The sequence below is a fragment of the Oscillatoria sp. CS-180 genome (genome assembly GCF_028330965.1).
Lineage (GTDB): Bacteria > Cyanobacteriota > Cyanobacteriia > Phormidesmidales > Phormidesmidaceae > Halomicronema.
In genome coordinates this window covers 1-17,570 of record NZ_JAQMUB010000094.1, presented here as the reverse complement: position 1 = coordinate 17,570, position 17,570 = coordinate 1, and the positions used below count along the sequence as shown (strand labels likewise).

Below are 17,570 nucleotides of genomic sequence, written 5' to 3'. Positions count from 1 at the left end.
TGCAGCACCAATCTAAGGTTACGTCTGCAAATACTGCTCGATCCCGTCCAACATCATTTGTATCGAGAGAATGATCAGGAGCATTCCCATCAGCCGCTCTATCGCTAAAGCTCCTCGTTGCCCCAGACGTTGAAAGATCCAAGGAGAAGCCCACAAGATGAAAGCAGAAATTCCGATCGCCAACGTCAATGCACCAAGCCAACTCAAGAGCAGGTGCGGATCAGACTTTGCTAAAACTAGGAGTGCCGCGATCGCGCTCGGACCCGCAATCAGCGGCATCGCAATAGGGACAATAAACGGTTCTGCATCGAGCGTCGATGGCATAGAGGATCGATCTGGAAACACCATACCCAAGGCAATGAGAAACAAGATCACACCCCCCGCAATTCGTAAGGTATGGGAATCGACCCCGAAGAATGACAGTAACGGATTGCCACCAAACAGAAACGCCACCAAAATACCGTAGGCAATCAGCGCTTCGCGGAGAATGATGCGCTGGCGCTTTCTCCCTGGAATCTCAGAAAGCAGCGTGTTGATAGTCACCAAATTGCCAAAGGGGTCCAGAATCAGCAACAGCACAATTGCCGCAGAAATCACCGTCATATCAATACTCCGCCCATACCGATACGGCTCTACACAGCTACTTGTACAGCAAAAAGAGCAATGAAGGATGAAGGACCCAAAATGACAAACGATTATTGAGGAGCGCGGATCTCAATAATTAAGATCATGGCGTCAGAGGCGATCGCGTCGCCACCATCTCTTGCAGGAATCAGAGGCGGAATCTGAGCAGTGAGGGAATTGAGACAGGCTGCAACGATAGCGCTATTAGGATTGTCGTCATCAGTCAAAGCCCGGATGGCTGAGATGCGACCGTCAGCTTCAACAATGGGTCTCACAGTGGTTTGGATCGATGTTCCTGGGGGCATCAAATTGGTAGCACAGTTTGCATCGTTGAAAACAGCATTCATCGCCTGCGGCCATCCAAGAGGAGCTTGAGGCAATTCCTCAGGAATATCGGCTCCTAACAGTTGAAGCTGCCAAGCCGTTTGTAGACCGACATCATCCGTGAAATCATCCGTTTCTAGATCGCCCGTCGTGAGCGGCAGCGGTCGTCTTGATCCATCAACGGTGGGCTCAACAGAAGGTAATTCAGGAATTTCAGGCGGCGCTGTGGAGGGAGGAGTGGCCGAGTCGCTGGGAGCAGGTGTAGCCACCGCTGAGGAACCGGGCGATTCAGCCTGTGTTACTGGCGGATCAGGACGATTAGTGGTGGTGGCGGGAATCGGTGCCGCAGACGTTGACGGGTCACCCATATCGGATGGCTCTACTGGCTCAATGGGCGGCTCTGCAAAATCGGGATTTGTGCGAGTTGAAGACAATGCCGAATTAGGGGCAGGCTCAACAGCAGTGGCCGCCTCAGAGGCTGGACTGACGTCAGCCGTAGATTCAGCAGGTAGCGCAATAACCTGAATGGGTGCAGGAGCAATCCTTGGTTGAGTTTGCCTCACCGTAAGGCCCCAGCCAATCACGCCAGCATGAAAAGCCGTCGCCGCGATCGCGCTCACCGTCCACACAGAACGCGGTGTTTGATAGTGGTCAGACCACACAATCAATCTCTGAAAGAATGCTCTTACAGCTTAACGCTGGCGGCACAACGTGGGCACAGCATTCGCATAGTGCATTAGGGCGCGCCATCCATGAATGCTAGAAACCTTGTAGCAGAAGCATTGCTGCGCCTGTCCTCGATTGATCAGCTAGGGGCTAAAACCTTTTCTAACAAAGCTTCGAGTGCTAAATGATAGCCCCCAGGAAATTAAGGCTAAGGAGCAGAGGCGATCGCCTCTCGTTCAGGCACTTGAGTCAGCTGATTCCCTTTCCGGATGTAGTTGCTAGCCGGGCTGCCAATGGGCGTATGGACCACAATCATGGCAGTCTTTTGGCAGTGGTAGGCGATCGCATCCGGTTCGCGGCGGACAGCGATTTTGCCCTCATAGCGTCCCCGCTTAGTTGGCAGAATTAGCAAGTCTTGAGACTTAACCGCATTTGAAATCTGTTGAACAGGGTTACCTTGGACACGAACGAGAGTCGCGTTTTCGGGTAGTCCATCCATCCAAGCAGTCGCTGTTCGATTTTCAGGACGGGTGTAGATCAGGAGAATGTTCAAAGGTGCTTTAAGTTCTTCAGCAAGCTGCTGTGCCAACGACAAAGACAGCTGGTCTGCTGCCGTCAACTTCCGCTTCACAGTGAGCGCCAAGACGACTCGATTCACTAACTCAACGGGCTGCGATAGGCGAGCAATCAAGACAGGCACAGTCGTCAGCTGCAAGAGGCTGTCAATCATGCTGTTGAATAAATTCTTTTGATAGTTGGGGCGTCCGTTCCAGCCACAGATAATCATGCTGACCTGCCGCTCAGTCGCGGCTCGCAAAATACCCTTCTTAATGCTGTGATCGACTCGGGCGATCGCCTCTACATCAGCAGCAGCACCATGGGAAAAGTCTTCGGCAGCGGCGAGCAAGCGCTGCTGGTTGAGCTGCTGCTGCTGCGAAATTTTGCCCTTGCGATCAGTCAGGACATGTAGCGGCAGTAGCGTTCCCTTCATGCGCTTAGACAGCAATACCGCCAAGGACAACAAGTTGTTTTCAGTTTCAGGGTTGGAAACGGGAATCAAGATGCGCTTGCCCCAATCCATATCGGAGTCGTCACTGGCAGCCGTCGCTGTTGTCATATCCATACGACTACCCCAGCGCTCCGTCACCCAGGGAGACAGAATGCAGCTCACCAGAATCATGACAATGACGCCGTTAACAGTTGCTTCATCCACAATATCAAGATTGAAGGCAACCGTAACCGCCGCTAGCGTTGACGCCGCCTGAGCCACTGAGAGACCAAAAACCGTGACCGAAGTATTAAACGGCCACTTGAAAATCTTGCCTGTTCCCCAAGCCGCCAGGAACTTGCTTAAGAGTTCTGCCCCAATAATGACTCCCGCAATGAGGAGCGATCGCGGCTCCCGGAAAAGAATTAGGGGATCCACCAACATGCCGACAGAAATGAGAAAGAACGGCACAAACAGCGTGTTGCCAATAAATTGAATTCGGTTCATCAACGGACTGAGGCTAGGGATCTGCTGCGTAATCGCAACGCCCACTAAGAAAGCTCCCACAATCGGCTCAATCTCAATCAGTCCAGCAATGTAGGACACCACAAAAAGAGCTACCAGCACAAAGCCAAATTCAGCCCCTTCATCATGACCAAACTTGATGAAAAACCAACGTCCTAAACGAGGAATTCCCCACAGCGTCATGAAGGTGAAGATAATCAGCGACGGAATCAGAAATAGCCAGAAATTGAGCGTCAAGTCTCCTTCCTGGGCTTTGACCACAACCGCGAGTACGAGCAGTGCCAAGACATTGGTAATGAGCGTTCCCCCTAACGTAGCTGTGACCGGGGGAGCTTTCATAATTCCCAACTTGCTTAGAACAGGCAAGGCGATCAGCGTATGAGAGGCTAAACAGGACGCCACTAGCACTGCTGCTAGAAGTCCATAGCCTGCCAGCATCATGGCCCCCGTCCCCATCACCATGGGCAGCAAAAACGTGATGAAGCCAAAGCTCAAAGCAGGACCGGCATTCTTCTTGAGGTCATCCAGACTCGTTTCCAGTCCACCCAGAAACATCAGAAAAAGGAGTCCTACGGTGCCTAACAGCACGATGGTTTCATCACGCTCTAATAGCCCCAATCCGTGAGGACCCACGACAACACCCGCCAGGATCAGACCCACGATGCCGGGCAGCTTTAAGCGCTCAAATAGGAGGGGCGCAATCAGCATAATGCCGACAATCACCAGAAATACGGTGACGGGGTCCTCAATGGGACCCCGGTTGACAATATCAAAGGCATTTCTGAAGGATGACAAGAAGCCCAGAACGCTGTTAGATGACAGCAGCCCGCTGACGTAAGACATCAAAGCCATTAAGGTGCGCTCCTTTGCAACGGATTTTTAGAGTGGGAAAAAAACCACCAAACACCCGCTTCATTCTCGACGTATGTTGCCCTTCTAACATCTCGCTTTAGAGGGAATCAAAATGTGGCAAAAGGATAAAACCTATTTCGGCACGCGCGATCGCTGACCAACAGACCTATCCGACTGACCTACGCTGGCTTATATTTACTCCGCAAAGTCACGTTCACCCCTTCAGCTGACTGCTCCAGCACTAATAGCGGAGTCGGCTTAGCCTTTTGGTCCCAATGCATATTAGCTAGACGACCCTGAATCGTTGGTTGCCAAGTACTCCCCTCTGCCTTAGGGCTGAGAAACGTTTCAATACATTCAATAATTTGGTTGATTGTGGAAGAAGTCGATTGGGTTGGAATTTTCGCTAGCTTAATCTCAATTCTGAACAGAACTCGCGTTTTTGACCCCAGTGCCTCGCTCGTTTTGTAGACCACGTCAAAAATTTGGTCAATTTGTCGAGCCTTGCTAGAAACCCCAATCATGCCTGCTTCCGCTTGACGCGGTCGGAGAGCGATCGCCAGCTGCTGCTTCACTTTAACTTTCAGCTGATTAACAATCTGGAAGTGGAACAACTCCTCATCCATCCGCAATCGCAGATAGTCTAAATTAAACTCTCGTGAGTGAATCAGGTCAGGGTTTTTCTCCATCTTAGTGATGGTCCCTAACGCCATCTTGACTCGCTTTTGCAGCTCGTTATTTTTATACTCAGTAAACTTGAGTTGCTTTCGTAATTCATTAATCTGACGCTGGGCAAAAATTCCCCCCGCAATCAGTAAAGCCAACAGCAAGCCCGACGCAATCATCCAGAGGTCAACGCTCATCTTCGTCTCAGGCAACGATTCTGGAACAGGTGCTTGAGCCACGATGAAACGAGATTGAGTGAGCGAATATTTCATGGTGGAAATCGGAGTGTTTCAGTACAACAAAAATTCCCGGTTAGCGCTGCAAAAGTACCACGGTGCAAGCTGTCTTAATGAACCCAACGCGATCGCTGTCCACGAGCATCCAAATGACACAGGTATGGAAACTGAGTGTAGCGTCCCAAGCCACCCGGCCACCAGGGGTCGAGTGCCCAATAGAGCTGACGTCCAGTCAAACCATCACAATAGAAGTTGATCGCATCCCCAACAATATGGCGACTCATTGAAGCTCCGCCTACCCGTGCATTCACCTCTGGTGGACGATACCAACTCGTAATAAAAAAAGGTCGACCAATGCGCTCTCGGGCTTCCTGAGCCAGGGATGCAATGCGGACAATCGCGTCAACAGTGGCTTGGTCAGGCGGCATCCGAGCCCCTCCCCGCGTTGCTTCTGCCCACGTAAAGTTACCGCTCGGCAAGATTGAAGTCGCTAGTTGAATATTGTTAGGGGTCCAGCGGTCAGGGCGAGACGGCAAAACGCTAGGAACAGGGGGCGGCATGGCTTCTACCGAGTCTTTATTCGCCCGCTCCATACGTTTGAGATCTTCAAACAGCGACTGAATGGTAGGGATTCGGGCATCCATGTGCCGCCATATCGTCACCACCCGCAGGATGGCTTCCCGTTGGTCAGTCGCTCCGTCATACAGCGTGGGCACACGATTCCAGAAATTGAGAAGTGCCCGGTCAATCTGAGCAGCCGCTACGGCCATTGCAGATAGATCGCCAGTGCCCTTGATTAACGCTTGGGGGTCAAGGCCCAAATCCTCGATCGCGGTCGTCCGCGAATCCAGTCCCTTCCATAAGCGATATCCCTCAGTCAGAGCGAAACGCTGATCGCCTTTTCCTTTGTAGGACTCAGGAATTCTTTGCACAAACGCAATCAGGGCTGAGTCCAAAATTTGCAAATTGGTTTCATTCGCAAACGGATCCCCCTGGGACAGCGCTTGAATGGCTTCTTCCCTGGAATCCAGCTCACGCCAGAGCTGAACCAACCGAATTAACGCCTCTCGCTGATTGGGATAGCCGGAAAAAGAGCGATCAGCTTGAGCAATAAAGTCCAGTAGCGCTCGATCCAGTGCGCTTTCGTCGTAACTGCCCGCTTCCCTGGCCACGCCAAGGGCTGCGATCGCCTCTTCATCCGTATCCAATTTGCGCCACAGTCGAACCGCTTCCAGCAGGGCTTGCCGTTGAAAAGATAAGCAATTGTAGTTCGCTAGAATTCGTTCAACAAAAGCAATGAGCGCCTTATCCAGAAAAGCCAGGTTTTGCGGCAATCGCTCTGCGCTGTAGTCCGTTGCTAAATCCGCAATGTAAGCCTGCTTGAGCGCTTCAGCATCGGTCGGCTCTAGGCGGGCAGCTGATATATCAGCAGCGGGAGGACTGTAGCCCTCAGCGATCGCAGTCAAGAAGCGATCGCTATATCGCCCTGCTGCTGCATCCCACAGATCATTCCCCCGCCAACCGGCATCAGCCAGCTTGTCCGTAAGGCTTCGAAGCGTATTAGCTGCATACTGTACCTGCTCCGGAAAGGTATTGACGTCTTCAGGAGAAATGCGATTAGCCGGCGCAATTCCTAGCCCTGTTTCACCATCCGTGAGCGGAGGCTTCTGTTGTGTGGCATACAAGGCTGCCAAGATGGATTTGTGAATGCCTGCACGACCTGCTTCAATCAGATAATAATTGTTGCGCTGATCGGGTGAACGCTGTGCCATAGCCCTGAAACCTTGCAGTATGCCCAAAGTGTAGGACTTTTATGGAAAATTCTCCGGCTCTATTGCAAGAATCTTCGCCTTCGGGTCTGGCTGATGTTCGGCTAGTGGCAACTGATATGGACGGCACGCTGACTTCGACAGGTCAATTCACTGAAGACTTGATGCGGGCGCTGATGGCTTTAGCAAAAGCCAATGTTGCCACCCTAATTGTGACAGGACGTTCTGCGGGTTGGGTACAGGGCATTGTTGCGTATTTGCCTGTGGTAGGGGCGATCGCTGAAAATGGCGGCGTTTTTCTACCCCAGGAGACCGGGCAACCCATGATGCTCGTAGACATTGCTGACGATATCAAAACCCACCGTCAGCAGTTAGCAGCTGTGTTCGCCCAGATTCAAAACCACTTTCCCCATTTACGCCCTGCTGCCGATAATGCGTTTCGGCTGACGGATTGGACCTTCGACATCGGAGATCTAACGCCTACCGATTTGACTCACATTGCCAAACAGTGTCAGACCGCAGGATGGGGATTCACTTACAGCACGGTGCAGTGTCACATTCGCCCTGCAACTCAAGACAAAGGCCCTGGATTGCAGCGAGTCCTCACTCAGCAGTTTCCTAATATTGCCCCCAATCAGGTTGTGACGGTAGGAGACAGCCCCAACGATGAGGGCTTATTTGATGCCAGCCTTTTTCCACTGTCGGTTGGCGTGGCAAATGTGCAGCACTACTGCGATCGCCTGCATCACTTGCCTAAATTCATCACTCCATCTGAAGAAGTCGCGGGTTTTCGGGAATTAGTTGACGCCATTATCAATCAACAAAGTCAAAGATAAGTCTCATAGAACACTCCCATGAGGTGGAGTTTAACGTTACGATAAGTAAAGAACTCTCATATAGACGCAGGAACAGTTCATGACTGGCTTTATCCGTGGCTTGTTTAGCCGTAAAAACAAACAACCCCGTGCTCCAAAACCCCCCAAGCAAACAGGTGCTTTTTTCTTAAGTGAAGACGACGCCAAAACCTTTGGTGATATCGACTACATGCGCTCTACTAAAGTGGTGAGGCGGACATTTGCGAAGAAGAAAGGCCAAGCTGAGGAATTAGAATCAGTGCGTCAGATTTCTGCGCTGAGCAGGCGTGCACTGGATGAAAAAGGCCTCATTGCGAGCCAGCCCGAGAAAAAGGCTGAGCCTTCCTCGTCTGCCCAGACTGAAACCTCTAGCTTTCAGCGCCGGAACAATAAAACCGACACCAGTATGGATATGTTCCGCAACATGGCAAAGGACATTAAAAAACGCTAAATACTCCTTCGCCGTAGGGTTAGGGCAGCCTATCTTTTGAAGATTTCCTAGAAGTGCGGGGATGCGATATGTCGTATCCCCGCGCTTTTTTGGCAACTATAGCCGTCCTAGTAAGACAAAACGGGGAGCCATTGGGCTATATAGCGGCATGGATTTGACTAAAGCACATCCTATTCCCTGCTCCTTAAGACACTGAGACGTACTTGACCAAACTGCACAGGGCTCTGAGGCCAAGCCCGCATACTATTGGGATGCACAAGCCTAGCTAAAGCGATATCACAGCCTGCCAACTCTCAAGTTGATGGGCCAAGAAACGGAGAAGCGATCGCGTTCCTGAGCCGTCGCCATCGCATCAGCCAGCTGTTCTGCGAGTTTCTCCAAAGGATTAATCTGATGCGCTGCAATATAGCGTTGTGTGGCCGACCAGGTATATAGGTAACCCATCAGTTGGGGCAGCGTCCACGATACTTGCATTGTGTAAGGCGAAGCAGGGATTTCTGAAAACGGAAACGCTAGGGTGCGATACCCGTCTTCGACCAAGCGCCGCTCTGGGGTCCAAAAATCATCCAGGGTATGACCGTAGTACTGCTCTAACAGTTTGTCTGAGGCTGGATTGGCAAGCATCGGTTTGCCATAACACCAGATGGCCAACACGCCTCCTGGCTTGAGCACCCGTCGAACCTCTCGGTAAAAGGCTTCTCGATCAAACCAGTGGACCGCTTGAGCCACTGTGACTAAATCAAACTGGTTTTCTGCTAACCCACTATCTTCAGCCACCGCAACCTGATAGCTCACCTGCGGATGGGCTGGAGCCTGACTCAGTTGCGCTGCACTGCCATCAGTAGCCATGACCTGTCGAAAGTGAGAGGTGAGGGCGATCGCCGCCTGACCATTGCCTGTTGCACAATCCCAAACAGAGTCATGCGCTTGACACAGTTGACTTAGCCCATCAAACAGCTCACTCGGATACCGAGGACGATAATGAGAATAATCAGCCGCGTGGCCCGAGAAATAATCCTTGAAGGTCATTAGTTTCCAAGTCTGGAGAGCTATTGGCCACGACAGCAGGCCGATGATGGCTGATTTTATCCTGCCTCATCATTGATCTGACGGCGGCAGATCACCAAATCCTTTGGATTTGAGCAAGCGATTACGACGCAAACGAGCCAGCGCTTGCAGATCAACATTGAGATCGGTTTCGTCTACAATTTCACCCGTCAGCTCTTCCAGGATGTCCTCAAGGGTCACAACGCCTGAGACCCCTCCATACTCATCAACAACGACGGCAATATGTTCACGATTCTTCTGAAATTCCTGTAGCAGCTTGTCGGAGCGTTCGGTTTCGGCAATGAAACGAACAGGGCGCTGCAAACTGCTAATAGGTTGATCTCCCTTATCTTCGATCAAAGCCGTCAGCAGTTCGTATTTGAGAGCAATGCCCTGAATGTGGTCAATGTCTTCTTCGATGATGAGGATACGACTGTGCTGAGAGTTGATAATGTCTTCTTTGAGGCTAGCGATCGTAGCCGCTCCTGGTAAATAGGTCAGTTCTACCCGAGGCGTCATGATATGGGCCGCTTCCACATCATTGAGCCGAAAGACGCGACGGATCATTTCGGCTTCATCTTCTTCGATGATGCCCTCTTGATGGCCAATTGATGCCAAGAGCTTAATTTCAGTTTCATTCGTCGTTGGCACCCGCCCACTACGAGTAAAGGGAGATGTAATGCGTTCTAGCAGCATCACGAAAGGCGTCATAGCCCAGGTCAATCCCCTCACCGGAATTGCCATCGACAAAGCAATGCGCTGCGCATGTTGCTCTGCCAGTGTTTTCGGTAGAATTTCCGCGAAGACAATCACCAGAAACGTCAGCACACCGGAGAAAATGCCGAGAAGGGCATCCCCGAGCACATCAGCAGCAAGGCTCCCGATGACAATGCTGCCAACGATGTTGAACAAGTTGTTGAGCACAACGATGGTGGCAATGGGGCGATTAATTTTTTGGCGAATCGAAAGCAACGCCAAAGCCCTAGGTTTGTGAGATTGAGCGAGCTGTCTAGCCTTTAAAGTGGGTACCGATAAAAGTGCTGTTTCTGTACCTGAACACAAAGCCGATCCGATAAGCATAATGAGAACGGCGATCGCGAGTTTGAACATCCTTCTCTATGTGAACCGTTTTCTGGGTGACACCGCTGTTATGATCCTGCTAATCCAACTGTACGCTGCTAGTGTCTATATTTGCTTCCATGACTGTTCCTGTATTGGATGTTCGTCACCTGTCTGTGCAATTCAAAACGGATAGCGGCCTTATTCAAGCCGTTAACGACGTTTCGTTTCAAGTTGCCTCAGGGCAAACTCTGGGGATTGTGGGAGAATCGGGGTCAGGAAAATCGGTTACAGCCCTGTCTGTAATGGACTTAATCCCCAACCCGCCTGGAGAAATCACTCAAGGAGAAATCTTTTTTCGGGCCGAAGAAGAGACACCTTCTGTCAATTTGAGGACAGTATCGCTATCAACGATGCAAAAACTTCGAGGTGAGAAAATCTCGATGATTTTTCAGGAACCTATGAGTTCCTTGAATCCGGTCTATACCTGTGGATTTCAGCTCACAGAAGCCATCCGTCAGCACAAAGACCTGACACCTGAAATAGCTGCTCAGCAAGCGATCTCTCGTCTCCAGGAAGTCAAATTACTGAATAGTGACGAGGAACTGTATGCCGAGATTCAATCGGTCCAGCCTGACTGGAAAGACGATCAAATCCTGGCCGAAGTTGAGCATCGCAAACAGGAAATTCTGAATCGCTATCCTCACGAACTGTCGGGGGGACAACTGCAACGGATCATGATCGCGATGGCGATCGCCTGCGACCCGACGCTGCTGATCGCAGACGAACCTACCACAGCTCTGGATGTTACGGTGCAGGCTCGCATCCTCAATTTGTTAAGAGAACTCCGCGATCGTCGTGGGATGGGCATGATTTTTATCACCCACGATCTGGGCATCATTGCTGAAATTGCTGACCAGGTTGCAGTGATGTATCAGGGTAAAATCGTTGAATATGGTTCTGTTTGGGACATCTTTTCTAATCCGCAACACCCCTATACACAAGGGCTTCTAGCCTGCCGACCGTCCCCCCACAAACGGTTGCGGCAGCTGCCGACTGTTTCCGACTTTATGGAAGTCGTTCCCAACGCAGCAGGCGATCCTCAGATTCGCGCCAAGGTGCACGACAATGGCCAGGTACTGGCGTTTCAGACTGTGGTTTCTGCAGAAGAAGCTGCTACCCGACTCAGTACGCTGCAAAGGCAAGGGCCACTGTTGCGGGTCGAAGACGTCAGGGTGGGCTATCCCATTCGGGGCGTTTTCGGCAACGTTCAGCGTCATATTATGGCGGTCAACGGCGTTTCCTTTGATATCTTTCAGGGCGAAACCTTTGGCTTGGTGGGAGAGTCTGGCTGCGGTAAGACGACCCTCGGACGAGCACTACTGAAGTTGATTCCTGCAATGGGTGGACACGTCTGGTTTAACGGCCAGGATGTTTTGGCACAGCGGGGCACCTCGTTGAGGAAGCTCCGTCGGGATATGCAGTACATCTTTCAAGATCCCTTCAGCTCTCTTGATCCTCGTATGAGCGTTGGCGCAGCGATCGCCGAGCCCCTGAAAATTCACAACGTGGCCCGTAGTCGGGCTAATCAACACGAGCGTGTCGCCTATTTGTTGGAGCGAGTGGGCCTGGATGCCAGCTATATGAGACGTTTCCCCCATGAGTTTTCTGGTGGTCAGCGGCAGCGTATCTGCGTTGCACGTGCTCTGGCCCTTAATCCCCAGTTCATTATCTGCGATGAATCGGTCTCAGCTCTAGATGTTTCGGTCCAAGCTCAGGTACTCAATCTACTGAAGGAGTTACAGGCTGAGTTCAACCTGACGTATTTGTTCATCTCCCATGATTTAGCGGTTGTTAAATTCATGAGCGATCGCATTATGGTGATGAATCAGGGCAAGCTTGAAGAACTCGGCCCTGCGGATCAGATTTACTACGAGCCACAGCGGGAATATACGCAGCGTTTAATCGAAGCAATTCCGATTGGCAATCTAGAGCGAATTCAGGAATTACAAGCCGCCAGGCGATAATAGACCTCCAGGAAATTGACACCTATCAATCCTGCGCTCCAGATGCCGATTATTGCTGATGCCGATTGGCTAGGCAAAAGGGTAGGATTGCAGGACATGTCGCAGGCTATGCCCTTCTGTCGCTCTTGGTTCCCTGACAAGTAAGTGAATGACTCCTTCGGAGAGGAGCTATTCATGTTGCCTAGACTGAAATGCTGCTGTGCCTTTTGCCTTAATTGCAATCCAGCATCGCAGCCTTTTCATTGCTTAGATGTCCTTCAGAGACATCAATTCTCCCGTAGTTGATAGCTTGTATCAAAATGGGCAGTTCATCGCATTTATCTATTAGCGAGAAACAGGTACTAGAAGCTCCTTCCAACATCGCTAACACTGACCTTCAATTTCTATTTGACTCATTGCCTGTTGGTATCGCGATGCACACCACAGATGGTTGCCTTTCGTATCTCAACAACGCGGCTCGCAGGCTATTTAACTATTACAGTTCCGTTGGTTCGCCGCTAGACAACATTTCTAGTCTCTTTAATCTCTATGTATCAGACACCGAGTTGCTCTATCCAATAGAGCAATTGCCCGCTGCAAAAGCCCTACAGGGCTATCAGGTCTGCGTAACGGATCTGGAAACTCGTCAGGGCGATCGCTCTATTTATCTACAGGCCAATGCAGCGCCTATCAGAGATGAGCACGACACAATTCTCTACGTAGTCGTCACTTTTCAAGAAGGCGTCACCGCTACTGAAGCAGTCTCTGGTAATGATTACTCCGAGCATAAACAGCAGCAAGACATTGCTAAAAATCAGGCTATCCTAACCGCCATTCCTGAGCTAATCGTCTGCATCAACCGTCAAGGATTCTGTGTTGATAAGCTCAGCGGTAATTCCAACATCGATATCTTTTCAGATGATTCGAGCGCCGTTGGGCATCACTTATCGGATTATTTGCCGCCCGATCTCGCTGCTACTCAGCTGGAGATGATATACAAAGCCCTCGATACGATGCAGGTTCAGGTCTTTGAACAATCTCTGATCGTTCATGATCGCCGGCAATATGAAGAGATCCGTGTTGTTCCCTGTGGATCCGATGAGGTTTTGCTCATGATCCGAGACATTAGCGATCGCAAGTTGACAGAGCTGGCCTTGAAACAAAGTGAAGCTGACAAACAGGCCATCATCTCAGCACTTCCAGACTTGATGTTCCGCGTTAGCAACAATGGATATTGGCTGGACTACATCCAAACCAATGCTCACATTGATTTCATTGCAGATACCCGCGAACTTGAAGGCAAACATATCTCGGAATATCTGCCGGCTGAAATTGCCAAACCTCAACTCAACCGAGTGCAAAAGGCACTGTCAACTGGAGAGGTACAAGTTTTTGAACAGCAAGTTATTGTTAATGACCGCATCCAGTATGAAGAAGTGAGAATTGTTCCTCGCTCTCAAGCCGAACTGCTCTTTATCATCCGCGACATCACAGACCGCAAAGTCACAGAAATTGCTCTTCAACACAGTGAAGCTGAAAATCGAGCAATCATTTCAGCTATCCCCGACCTGATCTTTCGACTGCATCGAAATGGCACCTTTCTAGCCTATTTCAGATGTTCGAAAACCCAAGACTTGATCGATAAAACTGAAAATCCAATCGGCAATAATATTTACAAATACGCTAGAAACACTTTTTACCAGAACCTAATCGACAAACAAATGCAAGTCGTTCATCAAGTCTTGGATACACAAGAGATGATGGCTTACGAGCAGCAGGTGCCCTTAGATAAGACGTTGCGATATGAAGAGGTTCGCATCATTCCGAATGGCAAGGACGAAGTTTTAGTCATTGTTCGAGACATTAACGATCGCAAGGAAGCTGAGCTAGCACTGCAACAAAGCGAAACCCAAAAACAGGCAATTCTTACAGCCATTCCTGACCTGATATTTTACGTCCGGAACGACGGCACCATTCTGGAATATCTCGGCGGTAGGAACTTTTTGGATCTGTTTGGCGATGCTGAGACTCGGGTGGGTCACAATTTGAAGGACTATGCGACAACGCCTGAACTCGCTCAGCACATCGAGCGCAAGATGCAAGACATCCAGGCAGTGATCGAAACGGGCGAAATGCGAGTCTATGAGCAAGAGATCCGAATTAAAGACGTGCTTCAGTACGAAGAGGTTTATATTGTCCCCGTTGACAGTGATGAAGTACTCATCATCATTCGAGACATCAGCGATCGCAAACGTATGGAAGCCAAACTCCTTCTTGCAAACGAACGACTCGAAAAGCTGTCCCTGACGGATCCTCTCACCACCTTGGCAAACCGCCGCAGCCTGGACGAACGTCTCACCCAAGAATGGACCCGTAGTCTGTGCGAACAGCAACCGGTGGCATTCATTCTGTTTGATTTAGATTTTTTCAAGCGATTCAACGACACTTATGGGCATCAGAAAGGAGACGACTGTCTCTTTCAAGTAGCCCGAGCAGCTTTAGAAGTCGTTGACCGCTCTTCAGATTTAGTGGCTCGCTATGGTGGGGAGGAATTTGCGATCGTGCTGCCTAATACCTCCTTAAAAGAAGCCTATCGTATCGCCCAATGCATACAAGAAGACATTGAAAAATTAGGAATTCCTCACGCCTCTTCAGACGTCCATGCTGTCGTCACCGCCAGTGTTGGGGTTAGCGCCATGATTCCGACTCAAGGTAGCTTACCCAATGTCTTAATTCGTCAGGCTGATCAGGCTTTATACGTGGCTAAACAAGTCGGTCGTAATAATTGTCAGTGCTTTACTGACCGCCCATAAACAGCAAACGCTCTGAAGAGTTAAAACTTCGCTCAGCTAGTCTCGTATGAGTGCGAGGACTCTGATGATCTGGTATATATAGCTTTAGCCCTTGAGATTGTGTGCCTCATAGCATCCGACTGCTGAAGGCATAGCCAGATGTTGTCGTCTTGTCCTAACAGAACTGGCGACAGCTATTTCGTAGCGGTGATGTATTTGTTTCTCGAATGGCATCGATGGCTTTTGCTATCTGGCTTGATGGTTCTTGTTACTTTTGAGAACTCATTGGTAGCACCCTTTTCCTAATCACGATTAGGCTTTTGATTAAACAATCTCACCACACAATAAATTTGAATATCGCATTTGTTTATGTGTTGAGAGATCCCTGCACTCTGTCCTAGCCAAGGATTACAGAAAGACTATTTTGCCTTCAGAGATTGAAAAAACTTTATGTGAGTAATCCAGCATAAAGGCAATTCTGATGGTTTTCATTACCGAAAGAGAATGGTAATCTCTTCATAGAACAAATGCAATTGTATTTAAAAACATCATTTGCTTTCTTCAATGTAAAAATCAGGTGTTCGCGATGGCACTGACTAACCGTATCAACTTCAGCAACCTGCGCGGAGATGTCTTCGGCGGCTTGACTGCAGCGGTCATTGCCCTACCAATGGCTCTTGCCTTTGGTGTGGCATCCGGTGCAGGTCCCGAGGCAGGCCTGTATGGCGCTGTCTTGGTTGGCCTTTTTGCTGCTTTGTTTGGTGGCACACCAACCCTCATTTCCGAACCCACCGGCCCTATGACCGTTGTTATGACGGCTGTGATCGCCAAGTTAACCGCAGCTGACCCCGAGAACGGCCTAGCTATGGCCTTCACTGTGGTCATGATGGCAGGTGTCTTTCAAATTATTTTCGGCCTTTTGAAACTAGGCCGTTATGTTACTTTGATGCCCTACACCGTAATCTCAGGCTTCATGTCTGGTATTGGGGTGATTCTTATCATTTTGCAAATTGGGCCGTTTCTAGGCCAGTCCAGCCCCAAAGGCGGCGTCATTGGTACGATTACCAACTTGCCCAATCTGTTCAGCAATGCTGTCATGCCGGAAGTGATTCTGGCGGCGTTCACAGTAGCAGTCCTCTTCTTAATGCCTAAGAAGCTGAAGCGCCTAATACCGCCTCAATTGGTCGTCTTGATTGCCGGTACGATTCTTTCGATGATGGTATTTGGTGGTGCAGACATTCGTCGCATCGGTGCTATTCCTACTGGTTTGCCTGCTATTCAAGTCCCAACTTTCACGGCTGACCAACTTCAAATTATGCTCATCGATGCCTTAGTACTGGGTGCCTTAGGCTGTATCGATGCCTTGCTGACGTCCATGGTGGCAGATAGCTTAACTCGGACTCAACACCAATCTGACAAGGAATTGATTGGTCAGGGTTTAGGGAATTTGGTCTCGGGTTTGTTCGGCGGACTGCCCGGTGCAGGTGCCACGATGGGTACCGTGGTCAACATCCAAACGGGTGGCCGTACAGCACTCTCCGGCTTGGTTCGTGCCGTTTTGCTGATGGTCGTCGTTTTAGGAGCTGCTGGTCTCATTGCCCCGATTCCTCTAGCTGTGCTAGCAGGAATTGCCATGAAGGTTGGCTTCGACATCCTAGATTGGAGCTTCTTGAAGCGGGCACATAGCGTCTCTTGGAAAGGCACTCTGATCATGTACGGTGTGCTCTTTCTAACCGTATTTGTTGACTTGATTGTGGCGGTTGGTGTTGGTGTCTTCATCGCGAACATCCTCACAATCGATCGCCTAACCAAGCTTCAGTCTGAGGGTGTGAAAACGATTACAGACGCGGATGAAGACGAAGATCTGAAGATGACACGAGAGGAGCAGATGCTGCTTGATCGTGCTGATGGTCGCGTCCTCTTATTCCACCTCAGTGGTCCTATGATCTTTGGGGTTGCTAAGGCGATCGCTCGTGAGCACAATGCGATGGAAGATCACGAAGTCCTTATCCTCGACTTGCATGACGTTCCTATTCTGGGCGTTACCGCTGCTTTGGCTCTCGAAAATACGATTCAGGACGCTAGTGATAACGGACGCCCTGTCTTCATCGTTGGTGCCAGTGAGCAAGCGATGCGGCGCTTCAAAAAGCTGGGCATTCAGCGTTTTGTTCCTGAAGCACACATTGTGCAAACGCGAACTGAGGCGTTACAAAGCGCATTGGCTCTCTTGGGAAGTCCCTCTGATACTGCTGCTTCAATGACAGCCGTTTAGACAGTCAGGTCTCTGCACGGTATTTTCGTGTGCTGGTTGCGGGACTGCAATACTGGGTATTTAGGGACGCGATATATCGTGTCCCTAAAACGAGTTTCACTCTCTCACTGGGTTTTATTCTTCAAAGCTGTAGCCGCGATCGCACCAATACTGCCAGTCTGTGAAGCCCTGATTGGTGTCCTCATCTATGTTGATTGGTTGCAAGCCGAGGAGCGGTAACGAAAAAATATCCTCCTCAATGGCAACTTCGACAAACATGTCGCGATCGCACTCGTCCTCATCTGCCATGCCCACCACTTCTTGATTTTGGACAAATAGAGTTGTGCCTGCGCTGCAACCACAGGCTGTGAGTGCCCCAAACCAGACAACTAAGCCGATTGTTGAGTGTCCTTGCAAGGACAAAGCTTTTGCGATGGATGAAACTTGACCAGCGGACAGG

General features: G+C 50.1%; 13 protein-coding genes. 5 read left to right on the top strand and 8 right to left on the bottom strand.

All coding sequences use genetic code 11. The features are described from left to right. Positions 1-18: 18 nt before the first annotated feature. From PN498_RS25690 to PN498_RS25670, 5 genes are all read right to left on the bottom strand, one after another. On the bottom strand, positions 19-603 hold the full coding sequence (locus tag PN498_RS25690) for a MarC family protein (protein WP_272066312.1): 585 nt from the start codon (positions 601-603) through the stop codon (positions 19-21). 92 nt (positions 604-695) lie between these two features. Beyond that, the gene (locus PN498_RS25685; RefSeq protein ID WP_272066311.1) at positions 696-1,610 is read right to left on the bottom strand and encodes a hypothetical protein; all 915 of its coding nucleotides are present in this window, start codon (positions 1,608-1,610) and stop codon (positions 696-698) included. Positions 1,611-1,822: 212 nt separating this feature from the next. After that, positions 1,823-3,979 carry a cation:proton antiporter gene (locus PN498_RS25680; RefSeq protein ID WP_272066310.1) on the bottom strand — a complete coding sequence of 719 codons (2,157 nt, stop codon included), beginning with the start codon at positions 3,977-3,979 and terminating at the stop codon, positions 1,823-1,825. A gap of 179 nt (positions 3,980-4,158) precedes the next feature. Beyond that, a complete protein-coding gene (locus PN498_RS25675; protein ID WP_272066309.1) occupies positions 4,159-4,917 on the bottom strand; it encodes a hypothetical protein in 759 nt (252 codons plus the stop codon). A 74-nt stretch (positions 4,918-4,991) separates the two neighbouring features. Then, positions 4,992-6,653, bottom strand: coding sequence for a D-Ala-D-Ala carboxypeptidase family metallohydrolase (locus tag PN498_RS25670; protein ID WP_272066308.1), 1,662 nt, complete (start codon positions 6,651-6,653; stop codon positions 4,992-4,994). A gap of 41 nt (positions 6,654-6,694) precedes the next feature. On the opposite strand from PN498_RS25670, the gene PN498_RS25665 reads away from it, so the two are divergent. Both PN498_RS25665 and PN498_RS25660 read left to right on the top strand, forming a co-directional pair. Continuing rightward, complete coding sequence (locus tag PN498_RS25665) at positions 6,695-7,486, top strand: HAD family hydrolase (RefSeq protein ID WP_272066307.1); 792 nt, start codon at positions 6,695-6,697, stop codon at positions 7,484-7,486. Positions 7,487-7,565: 79 nt separating this feature from the next. After that, the gene (locus tag PN498_RS25660) at positions 7,566-7,955 is read left to right on the top strand and encodes a hypothetical protein (protein ID WP_272066306.1); all 390 of its coding nucleotides are present in this window, start codon (positions 7,566-7,568) and stop codon (positions 7,953-7,955) included. A gap of 276 nt (positions 7,956-8,231) precedes the next feature. Here the strand turns inward: PN498_RS25660 and PN498_RS25655 are convergent, their stop codons facing one another. Next, the gene (locus PN498_RS25655) at positions 8,232-8,984 is read right to left on the bottom strand and encodes a class I SAM-dependent methyltransferase (RefSeq protein ID WP_272066305.1); all 753 of its coding nucleotides are present in this window, start codon (positions 8,982-8,984) and stop codon (positions 8,232-8,234) included. 69 nt (positions 8,985-9,053) lie between these two features. Next, positions 9,054-10,112, bottom strand: a complete 1,059-nt coding sequence (locus PN498_RS25650) for a hemolysin family protein (protein WP_272066304.1) — start codon at positions 10,110-10,112, stop codon at positions 9,054-9,056. Positions 10,113-10,201: 89 nt separating this feature from the next. Here PN498_RS25650 and PN498_RS25645 point away from each other — a divergent pair, with 89 nt between their 5' ends. The 3 genes from PN498_RS25645 (at position 10,202) to bicA (ending at position 17,131) form a co-directional block, all read left to right on the top strand. Beyond that, complete coding sequence (locus tag PN498_RS25645) at positions 10,202-12,088, top strand: ABC transporter ATP-binding protein (RefSeq protein ID WP_272066303.1); 1,887 nt, start codon at positions 10,202-10,204, stop codon at positions 12,086-12,088. Between the two features lie 299 nt (positions 12,089-12,387). Then, positions 12,388-14,880 carry a diguanylate cyclase domain-containing protein gene (locus PN498_RS25640; RefSeq protein ID WP_272066302.1) on the top strand — a complete coding sequence of 831 codons (2,493 nt, stop codon included), beginning with the start codon at positions 12,388-12,390 and terminating at the stop codon, positions 14,878-14,880. Between the two features lie 565 nt (positions 14,881-15,445). Beyond that, positions 15,446-17,131 carry a bicarbonate transporter BicA gene (bicA, locus tag PN498_RS25635; RefSeq protein ID WP_272066301.1) on the top strand — a complete coding sequence of 562 codons (1,686 nt, stop codon included), beginning with the start codon at positions 15,446-15,448 and terminating at the stop codon, positions 17,129-17,131. A gap of 114 nt (positions 17,132-17,245) precedes the next feature. Here bicA and PN498_RS25630 read toward each other — a convergent pair. After that, on the bottom strand, positions 17,246-17,570 hold a 325-nt coding region (locus PN498_RS25630; protein ID WP_272066300.1), incomplete at its 5' end, for a calcium-binding protein.

What these genes read in the sequence shown, in the direction of transcription:
- PN498_RS25690 (WP_272066312.1), bottom strand. Translation starts at nt 603, where the DNA reads ATGACGGTGATTTCTGCGGCAATTGTGCTGTTGCTGATTCTGGACCCC.
- PN498_RS25680 (WP_272066310.1), bottom strand. Translation starts at nt 3,979, where the DNA reads ATGGCTTTGATGTCTTACGTCAGCGGGCTGCTGTCATCTAACAGCGTT.
- PN498_RS25675 (WP_272066309.1), bottom strand. Translation starts at nt 4,917, where the DNA reads ATGAAATATTCGCTCACTCAATCTCGTTTCATCGTGGCTCAAGCACCT.
- PN498_RS25670 (WP_272066308.1), bottom strand. Translation starts at nt 6,653, where the DNA reads ATGGCACAGCGTTCACCCGATCAGCGCAACAATTATTATCTGATTGAA.
- PN498_RS25665 (WP_272066307.1), top strand. Translation starts at nt 6,695, where the DNA reads ATGGAAAATTCTCCGGCTCTATTGCAAGAATCTTCGCCTTCGGGTCTG.
- PN498_RS25660 (WP_272066306.1), top strand. Translation starts at nt 7,566, where the DNA reads ATGACTGGCTTTATCCGTGGCTTGTTTAGCCGTAAAAACAAACAACCC.
- PN498_RS25655 (WP_272066305.1), bottom strand. Translation starts at nt 8,984, where the DNA reads ATGACCTTCAAGGATTATTTCTCGGGCCACGCGGCTGATTATTCTCAT.
- PN498_RS25650 (WP_272066304.1), bottom strand. Translation starts at nt 10,112, where the DNA reads ATGTTCAAACTCGCGATCGCCGTTCTCATTATGCTTATCGGATCGGCT.
- PN498_RS25645 (WP_272066303.1), top strand. Translation starts at nt 10,202, where the DNA reads ATGACTGTTCCTGTATTGGATGTTCGTCACCTGTCTGTGCAATTCAAA.
- PN498_RS25640 (WP_272066302.1), top strand. Translation starts at nt 12,388, where the DNA reads ATGGGCAGTTCATCGCATTTATCTATTAGCGAGAAACAGGTACTAGAA.
- bicA (WP_272066301.1), top strand. Translation starts at nt 15,446, where the DNA reads ATGGCACTGACTAACCGTATCAACTTCAGCAACCTGCGCGGAGATGTC.